Annotated in this window: 17 protein-coding genes and 2 pseudogenes; 9 read left to right on the forward strand and 10 right to left on the reverse strand. The window is 43.7% G+C overall.

The annotated features are described in order from the left end of the window. Positions 1-182 precede the first annotated feature (182 nt). Together ACQVGS_RS19000 and ACQVGS_RS19005 are read left to right on the forward strand one after the other, a co-directional pair. Entirely contained in the window at positions 183-1,571 is a 1,389-nt protein-coding gene (locus ACQVGS_RS19000) for an alkaline phosphatase family protein (protein WP_095714196.1), read from the forward strand. A 64-nt stretch (positions 1,572-1,635) separates the two neighbouring features. Then, entirely contained in the window at positions 1,636-2,343 is a 708-nt protein-coding gene (locus ACQVGS_RS19005) for a membrane lipoprotein lipid attachment site-containing protein (RefSeq protein ID WP_316961258.1), read from the forward strand. 533 nt (positions 2,344-2,876) lie between these two features. Here the strand turns inward: ACQVGS_RS19005 and ACQVGS_RS19010 are convergent. The 4 genes from ACQVGS_RS19010 to ACQVGS_RS19025 all read right to left on the reverse strand — a co-directional run bounded on the left by ACQVGS_RS19010 (position 2,877) and on the right by ACQVGS_RS19025 (position 8,256). Beyond that, the gene (locus tag ACQVGS_RS19010) at positions 2,877-4,133 is read right to left on the reverse strand and encodes a collagen-like protein (RefSeq protein ID WP_491830384.1); all 1,257 of its coding nucleotides are present in this window, start codon (positions 4,131-4,133) and stop codon (positions 2,877-2,879) included. A 388-nt stretch (positions 4,134-4,521) separates the two neighbouring features. Continuing rightward, positions 4,522-5,706: a macrolide family glycosyltransferase gene (locus ACQVGS_RS19015; protein ID WP_491830386.1), complete on the reverse strand. Its 1,185-nt coding sequence runs from the start codon at positions 5,704-5,706 to the stop codon at positions 4,522-4,524. Between the two features lie 474 nt (positions 5,707-6,180). Beyond that, the gene (locus ACQVGS_RS19020; RefSeq protein ID WP_188323574.1) at positions 6,181-7,443 is read right to left on the reverse strand and encodes a glycoside hydrolase family 18 protein; all 1,263 of its coding nucleotides are present in this window, start codon (positions 7,441-7,443) and stop codon (positions 6,181-6,183) included. 138 nt (positions 7,444-7,581) lie between these two features. After that, positions 7,582-8,256, reverse strand: a complete 675-nt coding sequence (locus tag ACQVGS_RS19025) for a GntR family transcriptional regulator (RefSeq protein WP_024120383.1) — start codon at positions 8,254-8,256, stop codon at positions 7,582-7,584. A gap of 252 nt (positions 8,257-8,508) precedes the next feature. Between ACQVGS_RS19025 and ACQVGS_RS19030 the strand changes: the two genes are divergently transcribed. Continuing rightward, positions 8,509-9,246 (forward strand): sulfite exporter TauE/SafE family protein, encoded by a 738-nt coding sequence (locus ACQVGS_RS19030; protein WP_106020855.1) that lies wholly within the window; start codon positions 8,509-8,511, stop codon positions 9,244-9,246. Positions 9,247-9,286: 40 nt separating this feature from the next. On the opposite strand, the gene ACQVGS_RS19035 is transcribed toward ACQVGS_RS19030, so the two are convergent. The 3 genes from ACQVGS_RS19035 to ACQVGS_RS19045 all read right to left on the reverse strand — a co-directional run bounded on the left by ACQVGS_RS19035 (position 9,287) and on the right by ACQVGS_RS19045 (position 11,736). Further along, on the reverse strand, positions 9,287-10,492 hold the full coding sequence (locus tag ACQVGS_RS19035; RefSeq protein WP_106020857.1) for a Bcr/CflA family efflux MFS transporter: 1,206 nt from the start codon (positions 10,490-10,492) through the stop codon (positions 9,287-9,289). Positions 10,493-10,690: 198 nt separating this feature from the next. After that, positions 10,691-11,014, reverse strand: coding sequence for an AzlD domain-containing protein (locus ACQVGS_RS19040; RefSeq protein WP_024120379.1), 324 nt, complete (start codon positions 11,012-11,014; stop codon positions 10,691-10,693). After that, on the reverse strand, positions 11,011-11,736 hold the full coding sequence (locus tag ACQVGS_RS19045) for an AzlC family ABC transporter permease (protein ID WP_286109165.1): 726 nt from the start codon (positions 11,734-11,736) through the stop codon (positions 11,011-11,013). Before ACQVGS_RS19045 ends, ACQVGS_RS19040 begins: the two co-directional genes overlap by 4 nt. Positions 11,737-11,854: 118 nt before the next feature. Between ACQVGS_RS19045 and ACQVGS_RS19050 the strand changes: the two genes are divergently transcribed. The 3 genes and pseudogenes from ACQVGS_RS19050 (at position 11,855) to ACQVGS_RS19060 (ending at position 13,633) form a co-directional block, all read left to right on the forward strand. Next, positions 11,855-12,412 carry a helix-turn-helix domain-containing protein gene (locus tag ACQVGS_RS19050; protein WP_044161601.1) on the forward strand — a complete coding sequence of 186 codons (558 nt, stop codon included), beginning with the start codon at positions 11,855-11,857 and terminating at the stop codon, positions 12,410-12,412. An 82-nt stretch (positions 12,413-12,494) separates the two neighbouring features. Then, a pseudogene (locus tag ACQVGS_RS19055) lies at positions 12,495-12,988 on the forward strand (MarR family transcriptional regulator). 15 nt (positions 12,989-13,003) lie between these two features. Continuing rightward, entirely contained in the window at positions 13,004-13,633 is a 630-nt protein-coding gene (locus tag ACQVGS_RS19060) for a nitroreductase family protein (protein ID WP_106020861.1), read from the forward strand. Positions 13,634-13,673: 40 nt separating this feature from the next. Here the strand turns inward: ACQVGS_RS19060 and ACQVGS_RS19065 are convergent. The 3 genes and pseudogenes from ACQVGS_RS19065 to ACQVGS_RS19075 all read right to left on the reverse strand — a co-directional run. Beyond that, positions 13,674-13,968: pseudogene (locus tag ACQVGS_RS19065) on the reverse strand (SDR family oxidoreductase); the annotation flags it as partial. A 37-nt stretch (positions 13,969-14,005) separates the two neighbouring features. Then, positions 14,006-16,663, reverse strand: a complete 2,658-nt coding sequence (locus tag ACQVGS_RS19070; protein ID WP_491830391.1) for an MMPL family transporter — start codon at positions 16,661-16,663, stop codon at positions 14,006-14,008. Next, entirely contained in the window at positions 16,660-17,118 is a 459-nt protein-coding gene (locus tag ACQVGS_RS19075) for a MarR family transcriptional regulator (protein ID WP_024120373.1), read from the reverse strand. The genes ACQVGS_RS19070 and ACQVGS_RS19075 overlap by 4 nt, the downstream gene beginning before the upstream one ends. A 167-nt stretch (positions 17,119-17,285) precedes the next feature. Here ACQVGS_RS19075 and ACQVGS_RS19080 point away from each other — a divergent pair, with 167 nt between their 5' ends. The 3 genes from ACQVGS_RS19080 to abc-f all read left to right on the forward strand — a co-directional run bounded on the left by ACQVGS_RS19080 (position 17,286) and on the right by abc-f (position 21,339). Further along, positions 17,286-17,795, forward strand: a complete 510-nt coding sequence (locus ACQVGS_RS19080; protein ID WP_105955105.1) for a DinB family protein — start codon at positions 17,286-17,288, stop codon at positions 17,793-17,795. 178 nt (positions 17,796-17,973) lie between these two features. Next, entirely contained in the window at positions 17,974-19,353 is a 1,380-nt protein-coding gene (locus ACQVGS_RS19085) for an amino acid permease (RefSeq protein ID WP_127695879.1), read from the forward strand. 336 nt (positions 19,354-19,689) lie between these two features. Then, the gene (gene abc-f, locus ACQVGS_RS19090; RefSeq protein WP_127695881.1) at positions 19,690-21,339 is read left to right on the forward strand and encodes a ribosomal protection-like ABC-F family protein; all 1,650 of its coding nucleotides are present in this window, start codon (positions 19,690-19,692) and stop codon (positions 21,337-21,339) included. Positions 21,340-21,341 lie beyond the last annotated feature (2 nt).

Raw genomic sequence — 21,341 nt, forward strand, 5'->3', positions numbered from 1 at the left:
TTCTAGTCACATACATAATCACTAGCCGGTCAGATTTGCACATCATATTTACTTTCGGCACTGCCTTTTCATTTCCTTGTAATCTTGTAAATTCAATCTTTAAAATCGATTAATACTAGCTTAACACTTTAAAAATATAATGGGTTTGTCATTGAGGATCATATTTTTAGGAGGTTATTCAGTTGAAAAAATTCCCGAAGAAGCTGCTGCCTATTGCGGTGTTATCATCTATTGCGTTCAGCAGCCTAGTCAGCGGCAGCGTGCCTGAAGCCAGCGCCCAGGAAAAGAAAAAGGGGAATCAAAACGAAATTAAGAATGTCATCGTCCTGATCGGTGATGGGATGGGTGTGTCTTATACGTCCGCTCATCGTTACTTAAAGGATAATAAAAAGACAAAGGTTGTTGAGCCTACAGCTTTTGACCAATACCTTGTCGGCCAGCAGACTACTTACCCTGAAGATCCTGAACAAAATGTAACGGATTCTGCTTCTGCCGCAACGGCTATGTCAGCTGGGGTTAAAACATATAATAATGCAATTGCAGTGGATAATGACGGTTCAGAGGTCAAAACAGTTCTTGAAGCGGCAAAAGAAAAAGGAAAATCGACCGGCCTTGTCGCCACTTCAGAGATTACTCACGCCACTCCGGCTTCTTTCGGCTCACATGATCACAGCCGGAAAAACATGAATTCTATTGCAGACGACTATTTTGATGAAATGGTGAACGGCAAGCACAAAATCGATGTCCTTCTAGGCGGTGGAAAAAGCAATTTTGACCGCAAGGACCGTAATTTGGTAAAGGAATTCAAAAAAGCGGGATACAGCTATGTGGATAACCGCAAGGACATGCTGAAAAACAAGGACAGCCAAGTTCTCGGCCTATTCGCTGACGGCGGCCTGCCTAAAAAGATCGACCGCACGAAGGATATTCCTTCATTAAAAGACATGACAAACACAGCTCTCAAAAAATTAAGCAAGGACAAAGACGGTTTCTTCCTCATGGTTGAAGGAAGCCAGATTGACTGGGCGGGGCATGACAATGATATTGTCGGCGCCATGAGTGAGATGGAAGACTTTGAACAAGCCTACAAGGCAGCGATCGATTTCGCTAAAAAAGACAAGCATACATTGGTTGTCGCAACGGCTGACCACTCAACCGGCGGGTACTCCATCGGTGCGGACGGCATTTACAACTGGTTCAGTGAGCCAATTAAAGCGGCAAAACGCACGCCTGACTTTATGGCAGAAAAAATCGCCGGCGGCGCAGATGTTGAAAAAACATTAAAAACGTATATTGATCAAAAGAAATTAGCTTTAACAGCATCTGAAATTCAATCTGTTGAAAAAGCGGCAAAATCGAAGGAAGTCCTTGATATCGATAATGCGATTGAGGAGATTTTCAATAAACGCTCCCACACAGGATGGACAACAGGCGGACATACCGGCGAGGATGTTCCTGTCTATGCGTACGGACCGTCCAGTGAGAAGTTTTCCGGCCAAATCGATAATACTGAAATCGCCAAAAATGTTTTCGACGCTTTACAATACAACATTAAGATTAAAGATAAGTAGGAGAATACAAGGTGTCCCGTTGCTTGTATAAGGAACGGGCTCTTTTCTTAATGGAGGTCTCATGATGAAAAAGATTCTATCGATTTTATTTTTTATCGTCATGCTTGCGGGCTGTTCATCAAACGCCGATTTTGAAAAACAAAATACAGCTGGAGAGCAAACAGCTAAAGCCACACCGCAAAGCACTTCGTCTCAAAAGGACAGTATAGATGAGTATCAGCCTAATGCACAGGTAACAGATGACCGGTCATTGCTGAAGGTAAATCAAACGTTTTCTGATGACAAAGGAGAAGCCGTCTTAAAAGATATCAAACAAGTCAATCAAACTTATAAGATTGGAAACGTAGAGTTAACAGTAAAAGAAATGAAGCTGATCCACTTACGTCCGGATTACAGCATGATTGATTATTTTCATGTATTAACACACGATGAAGAGTTTGATTTCGTTAAAGTTTTCGTTGATATCAAAAACACTTCTTCCGAGAAAGTAAATTTTGCCCCGATTGCATTGATGAAAACAAATACAGGTGAAACCTTTGATTGGAATAAAGATATGTACCTCGAAGAGTTGAATGGTGAATTAGAAGGCGGCGCCGAAAAATCCGGCAATCTCGGCTTTATTGTAAACGCAGCAAGCGGACATGCTCATGATGAACCATCAGCTGAGAAGAAGAAAAAAGAGATCAAATGGATTGAAATCACAACAAGTGACGTTTTTGACCAAAACCATAAGAAGATCAGTGATTCACAAAAGATCAAAATTGCATTTTAATAATTGCCTTCCAACTCGGAAGGTTTTTGTATATCGGAGAAGCTAAACAGTCACCTTGTATGCCAATTTGATATGATCTTATTTTTTGCGTAGATAGAATACTTCACCTGTTCATCAAACCCTAACTTTTGAGCTGGCTTTATCGATGCTAAATGGTTAACATCACGATCCTATCTTGGTTATGGCATAACCAAAACCTTTAGCTGCCCCGAATCCTCATATTCTTCATAGTATGCCCCATTAAATAACGACTGTTTGTAATTGTTTCTTCGTTAATTCTCTAGATGCTGTAAACCTTCCGAAGAATCGTTTAACCGATTAAAAGAAAAGGATGTCTGCTCATTTGTTCGATATCGTTTTTTTGTTTTACACATCCTATCCCAGTTATCCCATACAAAATAAATATCTGAGATAAAAAGAACTTGGAGCGTTTGTATGATCACATAAATAGGTCAAAAAAAGCACTGCTGAAATATAAGTACTAGTAAGATCAATAGAGTACTTTTTGTTTGTTCATGACACAGTGCTAATTGTTAATCTAATTTTTTAATTACAATTGAAGCGTTTACGTTAGGTTGTGTGCCTCCTGCCAAAGTCTGGAGAGTCACTGCGGCAGCGGACGTATGATTTCGAAGAGTTAGAACATCGCCGGCTGCTATGGCTATAATAGCCTGACCGTTGTTTTGCTGAGTACCTGCACCTGAACCGTAGACTGTATTCGTAATCGGCGCACCATTTAAAAATAGTGTGAATTGGTTAGGCTCTACTCCCGAAACAGAAAAAGTGACCTCATAGTCTCCCGGAGTGGTAATTGCAATTTGAGAAGTTCCGGGGGCATGTGTAATTCCAGGGGTGGTTATCCCTGTTGAATCAAAAATGACATCAGCCTCTATAGCTACCGTTTGAGCGCTTAAGTTATAAATATACCCGTATTCGGATAACCCAGCTGCTCCTGTGCCTGTGGCTCCCGTGGCTCCCGTCGCTCCCGTGACTCCGGCTGGTCCGGCGTCTCCTGTGGCTCCCGTGGCTCCCGTTGCTCCCGTTGCTCCGGTGGCTCCTGTGGCTCCGGCTGGTCCGGCGTCTCCTGTGGCTCCCGTCGCTCCCGTTGCTCCGGCTGGTCCGGCGTCTCCTGTGGCTCCCGTGGCTCCGGCTGGTCCGGTGTCCCCTGTGGCTCCCGTGGCTCCGGCTGGTCCGGTGTCCCCTGTGGCTCCCGTGGCTCCGGCTGGTCCGGCGTCCCCGGTTGCTCCCGTGGCTCCCGTCGCTCCCGTGACTCCGGCTGGTCCGGCGTCTCCTGTGGCTCCCGTTGCTCCGGCTGGTCCGGTGTCCCCTGTGGCTCCGGTGGCTCCGGCTGGTCCGGCGTCCCCGGTTGCTCCTGTGGCTCCCGTTGCTCCGGTGGCTCCCGTCGCTCCGGTGGCTCCGGTGGCTCCGGCTGGTCCGGCGTCTCCTGTGGCTCCGGTGGCTCCGGCTGGTCCGGCGTCCCCGGTTGCTCCTGTGGCTCCCGTTGCTCCGGTGGCTCCCGTTGCTCCAGCTGGTCCGGCGTCTCCTGTAGCTCCCGTTGCTCCCGTGGCTCCGGCTGGTCCGGCGTCCCCTGTAGCTCCCGTCGCTCCGGTGGCTCCGGCTGGTCCGGCGTCTCCTGTGGCTCCCGTGACTCCTATTGCTCCGGTGGCTCCCGTGACTCCTGTTGCTCCGGCCGGCCCTGGTGGTCCTGTGGCTCCAATACTGCCTGGAATACCGCGTAATCCGCGTGGTCCCTGCGGCCCTCTTACTCCCCTTACGCAGCAGCAGCACATACATGAATGTTTAGGCTCAGGATTTTTTTTAGGGCCTACTCTACAACTGGGGCTTGAAGAGTTAGATCCACAGTAAGGGCACCTATGTGACGGCTTTCGAGACATAATTTATATCCACATCCTTTCGATACATAATTTTCCATACACTTATTCATAATATGAAAAATGATTTTGAGTGTGAATGAATGCGAAAGTATTCCTCCTGCTGCCCTGCCGTTCCCAGAAAATGAGCCCATACAAATTTATAATCCTTTTGCTAAAATCTCGGATCCCGCAAAATGAATCCGGTTATTGTCACAATGCCTGTAAGACCCTATCAGTAAAAAAGAGTGAGACCATTTTCATCTCACTCTTTTTTCTTATATCATCCGAATGTATTTTTTGCTGTTTATTTTCTCTGATCTATAAATTGATCAATCCGCTCCATTACCTCTTCCATATTCATGCAATCCTGAAAGCTTTGATTGATTTTTTGAATCCCTTCCTTATACCGGTCGTTTTTCAACACTTCTTCCACTGCATGTTTTAAAGACTGCGCGGTTACATGGTCTTTAGATACTGTATAACCGGCTTGTAATTCAGTCAGCCGCTGGGCCACCATTGGCTGGTCCTTATCGTGCGGCATTACAACTAAAGGAACGTTAAAGTGAATGCCTTCATTTACACTGTTCATTCCCCCATGAGTGATGAAAACATCTGATTGTTCCAGCACTTCCAATTGAGGCACATATGAAGCTATGATAAAGTTTTCCGGCGCTTGCTTTAATTTTGTCAAGTCAGCTTTTTCTCCCGCAGCTATCACGACCTTGCCCTCGACATCAGAAAAAGCATCTATACATAAGTTGAAAAACTCTTCAGTTTCGTCTAATACAGTCCCCATTGAAATATAGATGACTTTCTCATCTTTCAATTTCTCAATTGGGAAATCAGTTTTTTCCGCTCTCTTTGGAAAGCTTGGACCGATAAACAGAAATTCATTGCCGAAACGATGGCTTTCCGGCTGAAAATATCGGCTTGTGTACACTACATTTAATTCACCTTTATTATTCATGAATTGAACCATATTTTCAGGTGATACACCATAATTTTGTTTCATCTCTAATAATAGATCTTCACACTCTTTATCCAATTGTAAAGGCACTTCTGAATCCGGATGCAGAGGCAATACCTTTAAATGCTCTTCATCGAATAAGAAGGAAGCAGATGAAGAGATGCCCGGGATGTCGAGATAATCTCTGACCAGCTCTCCCGCACCGAATTTATCATAATAAACAAAGTCAAATTGGATGCTTTTTGACAACTCCTTTACGACATGTAAAATGTCCAGTGAGGTTTTGATATGTATTTTCAGGAAATCAAGAATGCCATTTGGCGAAGCGACATGAATAGGTGTTGTTCTCAGCAAATCCTGATGAAGGTGGACAGTCGCTCCCACCGCTTCTAATCTTTCTTTATATTTTTCAGTGGATATATAGTGGACATCATATCCTCGATCGGCAAAGGCTTTCGTAATGCCTAATGTAGGATTTACATGGCCTTCAGCTGGGAAATTCAGGATCAATACTTTTTTCATTCTGACAACTTCCTCTCACTCATATTCCGTAAGCGTTCATAAGATGATATGCAATTTGTGCCTGATTAGACTGATGATAGTTCTCACTATCGATCATAATGGGGGAGACTGACGCCATGCAAGTGACAAATGATCGAATTATTCTGCCGCTTTAGGCTGATGCGATTTTACGGCTATCAATCCGTTACGATAAAGGATATCGCCAGCGCTGCCAGCCAGTGAAATGACAATATGTCGGGAACTCAGGGCTGCTCGAGGCACCGCAGTCAAAAAATACGCCTATGTCCTCCTTTGTGTGAGAATGGCATTTATCTGCTTCTTATATTTCAACACCGTGAACGATTATCATCTGATTTTAACAAAGCAGCTTAGAGATAATGCCCGATGGAAGTAACAACGCAAGGAAGGCTGAGACGGTAAAAGCATTCAGCAGACGCTTAAAACATCACTAAAAAGACACCGTGCCCGGTGCCCTTAAACCTTTCTGATCGTAAAAAATTTCCGCAGAAGCCATGGAGCTGGTGTGAATCCGAGTGTTAACTGCCAGGCGCCTATTGCTTGTAATCCATATTCGCGGACGATCAGCATCTTTTGGCTCATGCTCCTGACATCTTCAAACCATACTTCATGCGTCCGTCCCTGCTCATCTCTGTAGCGAAAAAATGGCGATTGATATTCGTTTGAATATTGAATGGGTGCTTGGTACCTCATCGCTGTTTCAATTGATTTTTGATTTGAAATAGCTGAAGCCACTGTTCCCGGCTGATAAGGGATGATCCAATTGTAGCCGTAGAGCGGGACACCGATGATGATTTTTCTCCGCGGCACCTGGGCAATCGCAAATTCAATTGTTCTTCTTATTTCAGTAATCGGCGCAACAGGCCCCGGCTCGCTTCCCGCATGATGCCAGTCATACGCCATGATAAACATATAATTGACGACCGCTCCAATCCCTCCGTAATCATAGCCCCTCAGCCACGGAATATCATCACTTGTTTTTGCCGGAACAGCTATGGTTAGCACATAGCCACCCGGCTGCAGACGATCTCTGAGCTGACGCAAAAATCCTGTGAACAGATCCCGATCTGCGGCGCTCACTTGTTCAAAATCGATCATCACGCCGCCATATCCCCTTGTGGATACCAAGTTATAAATATTGTTAACCAGATTGGTTCTCGCAGTTGGATTGTTTAACACTTGGTGTACGAGTTCCGTGCTGAAGCCTGCTGAGGTTAGATTTGTTATTGTTGCAAGCGGCGTCACCCGTCTTCTCCATGTGGTTTCAATAGCGGCTGCGTCATTCAATTGGTTTGCAATGTCGCCATTAGGCGCAATATGGTATTCGAAAATGGAAATCGAAGACGAATACGGGGCGTAATCATTGATTAAATCGCGATCTAGATCCGGATTGCGGAGCACGTAAAAGCTTAACGTTCCCGCAATATAGTTTGAGATATTAGGAATCGTCAGTCTCATTCCTGCTTGCAAGGCATTTGGATTTATAGCGGGATTTGCGGCTCTTAGCCGTTCTGTCGGAACAAACGCTTTTGCTGCAATAGCTCCGAGCGTGTCTCCCGGCTGTACTGTATATACATAAAGAGGGATGAGCAGAGCCTGCCCCGGCACGATATTCGTTTCTTCTAAGCCATTCACACCACGTATTTGATCAACAGAAGCACCGTATCTTCTGCCTATGGAAAACAAAGAATCACCCGGCCGGACGATATGGATAAACATGTCTAACCCCCATTATTCGTTAGTCAATCATCATAGAATCTTATTAATGGGCTTCCTTATATATGATTTTCAATTTATTAAAGTAATGATAGCAATAAAAAATACCAAGGACTCATCCTCGGTATCTGTACATGTCATTTAATTTTCTTTTCCTTCTTCAAGCACACGCTTCAAATGTTCTGAATCATGATTGAAATGAGCCATCATATATTCTTTGGCTGCTTCTTTGTTTCTCTTTTTTACTTCTTCAAATATGCTGCGGTGTTCACGCAGGATCGTTTCAGGGCGGTTGTCCCCTTTATAATTAAGGATTCTGCAAAAGTGAATCAGATCGTTTACATGCTCAAGCAAGTTTTTTAAATGTCTGTTATGGCTAAAATCGACAAGCAGCTGGTGAAACTTTTGGTTTAAGCTGATCATTTCAGTTTCTTCCGCTCCGTTACGAATCGCGTTTTCTGTTTCTTCAAGCTGTTTTTCAAGCGTTTGAAGCTCTTCGTCATTCGCTTCGTCTATGACCAATTCGACAGCAAGCAGCTCGAGAGGAATTCTGATTTTATAAATTTCATCTACATCTTTAGCCGTTAAAGAAGCGATTGAAAATCCATTCCGGTCATCTGCTCTTAACAAGCCGTCTTTCTCAAGCAGCCGCATAGCTTCCCGTATCGGAGAGCGGCTGACACCGAAACTTTTAGCCAGCTGTGTTTCATTGATCCGTTCCCCCGGCTTAAATGTCCCGTTAAAAATCATTTTTTTCAGCTGGAAATAAAATTGCAGGTAATAAGGAGTCGGCTTGTCTAATTTAAAATCATCCATATAAATAATACCTCTTTTGAATAGATTCAGGGGCTGTTCTTCATCAAAATCATATAACAGATGATAAAGGGAAGCAACAAACTCCCTTGTCAAATTCCAAAATTTGCGGTACGATATTTTTGCTAAACGACGGTCGACAGACTACTGTAAACCAGTGAGATGATCCTCTCATCGGCTGCCGGACACTTCGCCTCAGCTACAATCACTCAGATTCATTACATTTACAGCTCAGAATACAATGGAGGAAAAAGTATGCTCATTATTCTTGTTATGTTTCTTCTCGGAATCATTTTAGGCTTTATTGGTGCCGGGGGAGCCGGCTTTGTTATTGCTCTTTTAACTCTTGTTTTCCATATTCCGATTCATACAGCTTTAGGCACTTCCCTCGCCGGTATGGCTTTCACCAGCTTATCAGGGGCCTACAGCCATTACCGGGAAGGCAACATCCAATTAAAAATCGGTTTAACGGTCGGATGCTTTGCTGCCGTCGGGTCATTTTTCGGGGCAAAGCTGACATCTTTTATTCCCGCCGATTTGCTTCATTATTTGACAGCAGGAATGTTATTTTTATCAGCGATTCTCATTTTAATCAGATTATTTATTTTAAAAGAAAAGCCTCAAGGGAATCAAAGCAATGTTTCAATGTACACAAAAGCCGTGATTTTAGGAATCGTATCAGGCATACTTTCCGGCACATTCGGCATCGGTTCTGCTCCTTTTATCCAGATCGGTTTAATGATTATGCTGAACCTTTCCATCCGTCATTCTGTCGGAACAACGATGCTTGTCATTATCCCTCTTGCTGCAGGCGGAGGTATAGGGTATATCACGGAAGGATTTGTTGATTATGTGTTGCTGATCAAAGTCTTGATCGGAACCATGTGCGGTGCGTATGTTGGCGCGAAATTCACCAATCTCATGCCAAAGGCCGTCTTGAAATCAGCAATCTTTTTGACTCCGGCCATCGCCGGACTGCTTTTGCTATTTTAATAAAATCAAAAAAACCTGACATGCCGTCAGGTTTTTTTGATTAATTCTGCTTCACGCTCTCTTTAGTTAATCTAAAAAAGGCGAGCGAACCGATAACTGCTGTAACAAACATGATCGCTCCCATCGGAACAGCTGTCGTCTCATCAATGCCCACAAGCGGCGAAACGATGGAGCCAAGGAGCAGCGGGAGCATTCCCAGCAGCGCACTTGCACTTCCGGCGCGGTGCCCCTGTTTTTCCATGGCCAGCGTAAATGTGCTCGTCAGAACCATGCCGATCGTAATCATATAGACAAAAATAGAGATGACCAATGCAGCGAGAGGACCGTGAATCATCGTCATCGTTAAAAGCACGGCAGTCGCAATCATAGCTGTAATGACCGCCATGCGGAGCAGGCTTTTTTCATGAATGATTCCGCCAAAGCGCCCGATAATAAAGCTTCCCGTAATAATCGCCAGGCCGTTAATGCCGAATAAAATACTAAATACCTGCGGCGACACCCCGTAAATATCCTGGTACACAAAAGGCGTACCGGATACATAAGCAAAGCTTCCCCCGTGAACAAATCCGACAGTTAACGCGTAGCCCATAAAAGAACGATCCTTCAGCAGGCTCCCCATTGTTCTGACAGATGTTCCAATTGAGCTTGGAATCCGCTTTTCTGGCGGCAATGTTTCTTTTAGCCTCAGCGCAATAACCAGTACAAGCACAAATCCGATGATCGTTAAAAAGTGAAAAATCGTATGCCACGTTGCAAACGGCAGCAATAAAAGAGCACCGCCTGTCATTGGCGCAATCATTGGTGCGACTGCGGTAATCACCATTAACAGTGAGAAAAATTTAGAAAGCTCTCTCCCTGTGAACACATCCCGCACGATTGCCCGAGACAGTACAAGTCCTGCAGAGGCCGTAATCCCCTGTAAAAAACGGGCTGCCACTAGTGTTGTAATGTTTGGTGAAAGCGCACAGAACAGAGAAGATAACGCAAATAAGAAAATACAGATTAATAGCGGTTTCCGTCTCCCCTGCACATCACTGACCGGCCCGACAATCACCTGGCCGATGGTAAGCCCGATCAGACAGGCTGTTAAACTTAACTGTACAAGCGAGGCACTGGCCGATAAATCATCGGCAATGTCAGGAAAACTAGGCAAATACATATCTATATTAAGCGGGCCCAATATAGCAAGCATGCCGAGCAGAAATGCCAATGCCAAACGCTCTTTTCCAGTTGGATTTTGCAGCATTCTATCAAAACCTTCCCTTCAATCTATTATTTATCTGAAACAGATGTCACTCCAACAATTGATTGAAGCTGTAAAACATTTGTATATTGTACCATAACTTTCAGCCAGTGAAAGCCGCTTAAAGATTGAATCAGAGACACAAAAAATACCAGGGTTTGCTTCCCCCTGATATCGTGAGTTTTGATGTAAGCAGCTGTTTTATACCCATAAGCGCAAGCCAGCCATAAGAACAACACCGCTGATAACTGTCATAGATAAACTTTTTGTTTTCAGTGCAATCAATAGAGTAGGAATCAATACAACTGCTGCCTGCCAATTCAATTTCAGAGAATCATTGGATTGAATCATGCAATCCTTCACAACAAGTGCCGTCAATATACAAACCGGCACATAGGAGAGCCATTTCAGCACAGGCTCCGGCAAGGAAATATTCCGTACAACTAAAAATGGAATTACGCGGGGAATCATTGTGACCAGCGCGCAGCCGATAATCACCATCAGGATGTATGTATTTACGCTCATTTATCTGTCACCACCCCGATTGTCGCTACGATGATCGTTGAAATAATCACAGCGAGATGTGACGGCATTAAGAAAGAGAAAACAATCATCGCAATCACCATATAAATAATGAGAGATACATAGTGTTTAATCTTTGCAGGCACAACATGTTCCATCTGCAAAATCAGCAGTGCTAAAAACATAGCCGTCACCGCAAAATCGAGTCCGAACGTTTCCGGATCGGTAATCCATTTACCAAAGACTGCCCCTGCCACACAAGAGAGCACCCAGCACGCATATGCAGTGAGATTTAATCCGAACATCCATCGATCACTAATTGGTTCTTTTTTTACAATCTTATTTGAAGCAACACCGAATGACTCATCTGTCACCATCATGCCGATCCCCACATTTTTCACTAGCGTATACTTTGAAAAATGAGGAGCAAGCGCGGCACTTAATAGAAAATTGCGTAAATTTACGATAAACGTTGTCAGGATAATAGCGGACATCGGACTGTTCGCTGCTAACAAAGCACAGATAACGAACTGGGAGCCGCCGGCAAAAACCAAACCTGACAACAGCGTAATCTCAAGGACGCTTAAATGCGAGGCAATTCCCACGATTCCGGCAGCCAAACCTATACTGATGTAGCCGATCAGCGTCGGGACACAATCTTTAACCCCTTGTAAGAACGATGGCTCGCAAGTTGGGGCATGAGTGATTTCCTTCTCTGATATCATTCTGTTTCTCCTCCTCGTCTAACATATTATACACATATATGTTATAGCTTACAACTGTATGTAATAGCTGATTTTAATATGTTATAATAAAGCGAATATGACGTAAGGAGATACATGTATGGATGATATCCAAGCCATTATCGCAAAGAATCTTGTCAAACTCAGAAAAAGCAGAAACCTGACTCTTGATCAAGTTTCTGAGTTAACGGGCGTCAGCAAAGCGATGCTAGGACAAATTGAGAAAGAAAAATCGACCCCGACTGTCACCACTCTCTGGAAGATCGCAAATGGACTGCAGGTATCTTTTTCTGTTTTTCTGAAAGAAGACAAGCCGAAAGTAAGAAAAATTAATCTTAAAGATATTGAACCTGTTACAGATAATGAAGAAAACTACATTGTTTACCCCTTTTTTCCGTACAACCCTGAAACAAAGTTTGAAATTTATGTTGTCGATCTGAAACCGGGATGCATACATGAAGCAAAAACACATTTAGGAGAAGAATACATTTTAATCAAAGAAGGCGAGTTAACCGTCAATCTGCAGGATCAGGAGCATTCGCTGGTACCAGGAGACGCCATGCAGTTTACGGGATCCACACCGCACAGCTACATCAATTCATCACAGAAAACGGCCAGCTTTTTTCTGCTGATGTTTTATCCTGAGCCGCAAGGATAACAAGAACCTCCCAACTTATATGTTGGGAGGTTTTTCAAATGTGCAAATGGCTTGCAAATTGAAATCAATCGTTGTATATTAATTGACGTGTCAATCATTGATATATCAATTATTTTTTTGACAAGAAAGAAGGGATGGGTTTTGGCATCATTTTGTTCTGAGGAAGCCGAGATTTTATATCAGCTGCAAGGCGTGAACAAAGTGATTGGCGTGAAGTTCGAGGCATGCACGGGCATCAGCCAATCTCGTTTGGAATTGCTGACATTGCTTTATCATGCGGATGAGATCAGTCAAAGCGACCTTCAAAAGAAAGTCAATATCGACAGCGCGGCCGTCACAAGACACCTAAAACAGCTTGAAGCCAAAGGCATGGTATCAAGACGGCGCAAGCCCGAAGACAACCGGATTACCCTTGTGCGGTTAACAGATCAAGGAAGAAAACGAATCGAGTCTTCTAAGAAAGAAAAGGAGCGTTTCATGAAGGAAATGCTCGCAAATGTAAGTGCTGAAGAGCGCAGCTTGCTTATTGATGTGCTTGGGCGCATGCGAAACAACATAGATAATATCGAAGCTTAAAAGGAGTGTATCAACATGATCAAAACAAACGATTTTATGGACATTATGAAAGGACGCCGTTCCATTCGCAATTATGATCCGACAGTGAGAATCAGCAAAGAAGAGATGACAGAAATCCTAGAGGAAGCTACAACTGCGCCATCCTCTGTCAACGCGCAGCCATGGCGTTTTCTCGTCATCGACAGCCCGGAAGGAAAAGAGAAGCTCGCGCCGCTGGCAAGCTTTAACCAAACACAGGTCACAACTTCATCTGCCGTCATCGCTGTTTTTGCAGACATGAACAATGCAGACTACTTAGAAGAAATTTATTCAAAAGCCGTGGAGCTCGGTTACATGCCGCAGGAGGTCAAAGACAGACAAATCGCTGCCCTGACTGCTCATTTTGAAAAGCTTCCGGCTCAGGTGAACCGTGAAACGATCCTGATTGACGGCGGCCTTGTTTCTATGCAGCTTATGCTGACTGCACGCGCGCACGGCTATGACACAAACCCGATCGGCGGCTACGATAAAGAAAACATCGCGGAAGCCTTCGGATTAGACAAAGAGCGTTATGTGCCTGTTATGCTTCTTTCCATCGGAAAAGCTGCGGACGAAGGATACGCTTCCTACCGTCTGCCGATTGATACTATTGCAGAATGGAAATAAAACAAAGCTCCCAAGAATGACTCTTGGGAGCTTTTTCATTTTAAATAAATCCGCCATTCACACGGATCGTTTGGTCTGTGATCCATTGGATTGTTCGCTCGTTAAAAATTCAATCACATTTGCGATATCTTCCGGTACCGCATTAATGGTGATTTGTTTCACGGCTAATTCTTTGGCGAGCTGACGGGTGAATTGCCCAAGCGCCTTTTGTTCCCGCATATGCTGTATGTCGGAAACATTTGACCGACAACAGATGTAGAAAAGTTGATGATTCTCCCCTGTTCCTCCATTGCTTGCTGAAAGGTGAAAAACGTGCCTTTTACATTTACAAAAAAGAGTGATGAACAAATGAATTGTCACCACTCTTTTTTTCTATTCTTTATTTTTCTTTCTGCCAAACGGCCACCAGTTTCCTTCTCCAAATGTCACAATGATTGCCGGCATCAAGAGCGGAAGAATGACAAGGCCGTACAGCAGCAGCCCGATAATGACGACACTTGCCACCTGCATCAGCGTATTAACGCCCGATGGCATCATCGCCGCGAATGTACCGGCCAAAATAATAGCCGCGGTGATGATGACAGAGCCCATTTTGCTCATTGACCTGATGACACCTTGATGAATGCCAAGCTGAACCTCTTCTTTAAAGCGGTCAAGCAAGAAGATCGAGTAATCTACCCCTAACGCGATCAATATGACAAAACTGAAGAACGGTACCGCCCAGCTGACTCCATCATTGCCCAAGATATTCACAAAAATCAATTCCGTCATTGATATTGAAGTGTAATACGTAAGCAGCAGTGAAGCGATCATATAAATCGGCATCACCATTGAACGGAACAAGATTGTCAAGACGATAAACAGCCCGAGAATCATGATGACCATCGTTCTGGAGAAATCCGTTGTAGACAGCTCTTTTAAATCGGCATTGACGCTCGTTACCCCGCCGTAAACTATTTGAGTGTCCTCCAGAGGCGTGCCGCCGACTTCGCCGGCTACCGCTTTTTTGATCTGGTTTATGGTCGTAATCGCTTGTTCTGAATACGGGTTTGACTCCAAGGCGACGCTTAATTGCACTCCCTTGCCGTCTGCAAAGGAATACCGATCAATTGATTTCTTAAAATCCTTATCTTTCATGACTTGATCAGGAATAAAAATCCCCGTATCCCGAACGGTTGAGCTTTTGCTCATGTCCTCTAACATATCACTGGATGCCGTAATCCCGTCGGTGATTTTTGTCAGTCCATTATTTGCACTCTTCACACCTTCGGCAAGCTGATTCAGGCTTTCTGTCAGCGTTCCGGCCTGTTTCTGCTGACCTGAAAGCTGCTCGTTTGCTTGCTCAAGTCCGGTTTGAATTTGTCCAAGCTGTCCGCTGATTGCTGCGAGCTGCGGCACCGCCTGTGCGGTATTGCCGGTTTGAGAAAGCTGTTTGCTGACAAGCTGCAGCTGCTGATTGATTTTTCCCAAACCGTCAGCTGCATCTGACAGTGAGCCTCCGGAGCTGCCATTCGCGGCCGTTCCGGTTTGCCCGGACATTTGATTCAGCCCATCTTCAATATCCGTTAACCCGCTTTGGACATCAGCAATTCCCTTTACTGTCTTATCCAGTCCGTCTGACACAGAGCCTAGCTGTTTATCAATATATAAATCTTTGATTTTTTCACCCGTCGGCTGGGTAATGGTCATGACGGAATCAACATGTTCGACTTTCTCAATGGCTTTGCTGATATTTCCGAGATAAGGGATCGTCTCAGCGGTAGTGAGATCCTTGTCTCCTTTTATCACCACATTCACCGGAAATGCTTTTCCTTCACCAAACCCATCCTTAATGGCTTCAAGACCTTTGATGGATTTGTAATCGCTGCTGATTTCCGCCGTTGAATCAAATGAAATCTGGTCATCATAGGTCAAAATGAACGGAAGCGTGATGATGACTGTTATAACGAGAAACAGAAACGGACGGGCAACAGAATGTCTGCCGAGAAACGCCCACAATTTATTGTCATTGTGCGACAGCACTTTCTTAGACGGCCAGAAGAGCTTTTCACCGAGCGTCACCATAAATAAAGGCAGCAGAGTGAAGAGGATGATCATTAAAATGCCAACCCCGACAGCAACTCCCACAGCTGATTGGAAAATGGCGAACTTCGCAAAACCAAGGGCAGAAAACCCGATCAATACCGCAAACCCGCTGATAAACAATGTTTTTCCGCCTGTACGGTAAGCAATAAGGGTTGCCTCTTTTTTGTCATGCCCGTTTGCCAGTTCTTCACGGAAACGAGTCAGAAGAAGAATACAGTAATCTGTTCCAATCCCAAACAGGATGGCAACTAAAAAGGTTTGGGTAAATGTCGAAATAGGAAAATCAACATTATAAACTAAAATGCCCAGTATAGATTGACTGATTACATACGAGAAACCGACAATCACAATCGGGATAAAAGGCGTCACAACAGAGCGGAACACGATCAGCAGCAAGCCGATAATCAAACAGACTGTGATCACTTCCGTTTTCTTAAGCCCATCCTCTGAGCTGTGCGCAAAATCCTGATTGATAAGAGACGCTCCCGTAATATATGCCGTCAAATCATCGGGAACGATTTGATAAATATCATCGGCAATATTTTCCGCTTTCTTATCAGATCCGGTGATCGTTACGGGAATAAGAATGGTTTTCTTATCCTTTGAAATCAATTGATCTTTGATTTCTTTTTCACCTGTCAGCGGAGATGTTACCTCTTCAACACCATCAATCTTTTTGATGTTATCGATCATGCTGCGGAGCTGACCCTCTGTATCTTTATTTAGCGCACGATCTAATGGAAAGACAATGCTTATCGAATTATTGTTTTCTCCGGCTTTTTTCAGAATAGCATTTGCTTTTTCTGAAACGGAATCAGCCGGCAGCTGTGCCTGCCCCTTTTGATTGGCCAGCTCCGTTAAGTTGGGAGAAAATAAATTCAATATAACAGTCAGCGCTAAGATAACCGCCGCAATGGCCCATTTGAATTTGACAATCGATTTCATTCCGGAAGATCCCCTCCTTTAAATTTGCTTTTTAGAATGGTAAATATGTCAATGAATGATTGTAAGTGCTCCTCATCTATATCGTGCATCAGCTCTTTGAGCGCGTTAAAGATAGCTGAATCCAATTCTTCGATAATGCTTTCACCGTTTTCTGAAATTTTGATTCGTTTCGTGCGTTTATCACTTTTTACCGGACAGTCATCCCACTCAACCAATCCCTTTTCCAGCAGCTTCTTCAATCGGTTAGAAATCGCGCTCTTATGCACGTTTTGATACATGGCCAGGCTGCCGGGAGAAGATGGGCCCTTGACTTTTAAAATTTTTAACAGGTCGGCCTGTTCTCTGGAGATGTGTTTGAATACATCCTGATCGACTTCATGATGTACAAACTCTGTACCTTCAAGTAAAACTTCTACGAAAAGATTTATCGCTTGGCATAGCTTCTGTTCATTCAACGTCTTTCCTCCTGCATTTTAGTTTACACCCCTAAACTTCCGATCGATGCTACATAGTTTATCCCTCTAAACTATGTTCTGTCAATACATTTTATTCACAGAAAATCCCCTAAAGAATGTTTGTTCGTATACAATAGAAATGATAAACGCGAAAGGGGAAAATTCACATGTCTGATCTAGCATTACAATTGTATGAATATAACGTATGGGCTCATCAGCAAATGTTTAATCGATTAAAAGAGCTTCCACAGGAGGTTTATCGTCAGGAGATCCAAAGTGTGTTCCCGTCAATATCCCATGTATTGTCCCATGTTTATCTTTCTGATCTCGGCTGGGTGGAAGTGTTTTCCGGAAAAAGCATGAACCATGCTTTGGCATTAGCTGAACAGCTTAAAGACCAGACAGTGGCGAAGGAGCTAGCGGAAATGGAAGCCCTGTTTCTAAAGTTGTCCGAGCGATATACAGCTTTTTTCAAGCAAAAGGAACAGATCCATAAACCCCTTCAGATTGAAAATCCCGCCGGCGGAATCATGAAAACGACTGCTTCTGAACTGGTGCCGCATGTTGTAAATCACGGGACATATCACCGCGGCAACATAACAGCGATGCTGCGTCAGATAGGGTACGCATCTGCTCCGACTGATTATGGGCTTTATCTGTATATGAAAAAATCATAAAATGGCGTAAACAAAAGCGGCTCCCACGATTGAGCCGCTTTTTTCGTATCTTGTGATGAATCGATAAACCTTAAAATTTCCTTCCATATTTCCTGTATAGTAAAAAAGATAGAAATTTTAGTGTTATAATAGTATCTAAAAACATGTTTAAACAATTTTCAATGGAGGAACACACAAAGTGACAGACGACATGACGCAAGATCCTAATATAAATCAGCAGAAACTGTCGAGAGGCCTGAAAAACAGGCACATCCAGCTTATTGCGATCGGCGGAGCCATTGGGACAGGCCTGTTTCTCGGCTCGGGAAAATCGATACACTTTGCAGGACCGTCAATTTTATTTGCTTACATGATCACGGGGATCATTTGCTTTTTAATTATGAGATCGCTTGGAGAACTGCTGTTGTCTAATCTGAACTATCACTCTTTTGTTGATTTTGTTCAGGATTATTTAGGCGATATGGCCGCATTTATCACAGGCTGGACCTACTGGTTCTGCTGGATTTCAATCGCGATGGCCGATTTAACTGCGGTCGGGCTATATACACAGTATTGGCTTCCCGGTGTGCCGCAATGGGTTCCGGGCTTAATCGCTCTTATTATTTTACTGATTATGAACCTGGCTACCGTCAAGCTGTTTGGAGAATTGGAATTCTGGTTTGCATTAATTAAAGTCATTGCCATCTTGGCGCTGATTGTGATCGGTCTTTTTATGATTTTCAAAGGCTTTTCCACAAGTTCAGGTGTTTCCAGTTTCTCAAATCTCTGGAACCACGGAGGCATGTTCCCGAATGGAATACACGGATTTATCCTCTCGTTCCAGATGGTTGTGTTTGCCTTTGTCGGCATTGAACTCGTCGGGCTTACAGCGGGTGAAACAGAAAACCCTGAAAAAGTCATCCCTAAGGCGATCAACAATATCCCTGTAAGGGTGCTGCTTTTCTATATTGGGGCGCTTCTTGTGATTATGAGCATCTATCCATGGGATGTCATCAATCCTAGCGAAAGCCCATTCGTACAGGTCTTTGTTGCAGTCGGCATCGTCGGTGCGGCAAGCATTATCAACTTTGTTGTATTAACGTCAGCTGCCTCAGCCTGCAACAGCGCTGTATTCAGTACAAGCCGCATGGTCTATTCACTGGCGAAAGACAAGAATGCGCCGGAATCAATGGCAAAACTGACACCGCGCAAGGTACCGAGAAATGCATTGTTCTTTTCAGCTATCGTGATTTTAATCGGTGTGACATTGAACTACATCATGCCGGAAGGCGTATTTACCTTGATCACAAGTATTTCCACCGTATGTTTTATCTATATTTGGGGAATTACTGTTATCTGCCATATGAAATACCGTAAAACAAGACCTGAATTGGCGAAAGCAAACAAATTTAAGCTGCCGCTTTATCCATTTACGAATTACTTAATTTTGGCGTTCCTGGCGTTTGTCCTTGTTGTACTGGCATTAGCACAGGATACTCGGGTTTCCTTATTTGTTACACCGGTTTGGTTTATTTTGCTGATTGTGATTTATAAAGTAAGAAAATTAAAGCAGCAATAACCCTTTTAAGCTCCTGCCTCAGAAATGAGAGCAGGAGCTTTTTTGATTGGATATCCAGAGGAATTCCAATTTCCCTTTGCTTTCGAATTAAAAAATATGCTATATTGTTTGTAATAAATTGAGAAGGGATGATGGGTGGACAATGATTAACTAATCTTATTTTTAACGTTTGAAATCGCATATTTCAAATCATAAAAAATAGGATTAGTCTGCCCATTTTCTAAATACGTACGCTATTTCTGAAGAATAGCTTATTTAATCATGGCAAAGGCACGGCTAATCCTTCCAAAACATTTGGGAGGATTTTTTTGTTCTCCCTTAAAGCGAGGGATATAGATGAAAGAACAATTAAAACTTATAAACGTCAGCTATGAAGTGAAGGATCTTACCGTTTTTAAAAACGTAAATGTCAGCGTTCAGCAAGGCGATATCATTGGGATTATCGGCAAAAACGGGGCTGGAAAATCGACGCTGCTTCACCTGATCAACAAGGACTTAATTCCGTCACAGGGACAAATCCAATGGATGCAGCACGGCTTAAAAACGGTGCTGGTTGAACAGGAGACTGAATCGTATTCCTTTGAGAATCAGACACCTGCCGAAGTGAAACTGCTGGAGAAATGGCACGTGCCAGCCCGTGATTTCAGCCAGTTAAGCGGCGGAGAAAAACTGAAAGCACGGCTGGCAAAAGGGCTATCAGAGGATGCAGACCTTTTCCTGCTAGATGAACCGACAAACCATCTTGATGACATAAGCCTGCAATTTCTCATTCAGCAGCTGAAAAATGTTAGCGGCACTGTCATTCTCGTTTCGCACGATCGGTATTTCTTAGATGAAGCTGCCACGAAAATATGGTCAATCGAGGACCACACGCTGACTGAATACAAAGGGAACTACTCTGGTTACATGAAGTTCCGGAAAGAGAAAAGACTGACACAGCAGCGCGAATATGAAAAACAGCAGAAAATGATTGAACGGATTGAAGCCCAAATGACAGAACTCACTTCATGGTCAAAAAAAGCTCACGCACAATCGACGAAAAAGGAAGGGTTTAAAGAATACCATCGTGTAAAAGCAAAGCGCACAGATGCCCAGATCAAATCGAAACAAAAGCGGCTTGAAAAAGAACTCGAAAAAACAAAGGCTGAGCCTGTCGATCCGGAATATACTGTTCGTTTTTCAATTGATACAACTCATAAAACAGGAAAACGGTTTTTGGAAGTTCAACACCTGACGAAGTCATTTGGCGAAAAGACACTGTTTCAAAACGCCCGCTTTACGATTCAGCACGGAGAAAAGGTTGCCATTACAGGCCCGAACGGCAGCGGAAAAACAACCTTATTGAAAGTCATTCTTGGACAGGAAACGGCTGAGGGAAAGGTGTGGATATCACCATCAGCAAAAATCGGTTATTTAACACAGGAAGTATTTGATTTGCCTTTAGAACAAACACCGGAGGAGTTATTTTATCAAGACACGTTCGAGGCGAGAGGAAATGTCCAGAATATCATGACGCGATTGGGATTTACCGCTTCTCAATGGACAGAACCAATTCAACATATGAGTATGGGCGAGCGTGTAAAGTGCAAGCTGATGGCTTATATCTTAGAGGAAAAAGACGTGCTGATATTAGATGAACCGACCAATCACCTCGACCTGCCGTCACGCGAACAGCTGGAAGAAACACTGTCACAATACAGCGGCACACTGATTGTGGTATCGCACGACCGTTATTTTCTCGAGAAAACAACGAACAGCAAACTCGTTATTTCAAACAATGGCATCGAAAAGCAATTGAATGACGTTCCTTCAGAAAGAAACGACCGGGAGGAGCTTCGTTTAAAGCTTGAGACAGAAAGACAAGAAGTGCTGGGAAAACTCAGTTTTATGACGCCAAATGATAAAGGGTACAAGGAGCTTGATCAGGCTTTCAATGAGCTTACGAAACGGATGAAAGAGCTTGATCATCAAGATAAAAAAAACTGAGC

It is taken from the genome of Bacillus sp. SD127 (genome assembly GCF_058566445.1).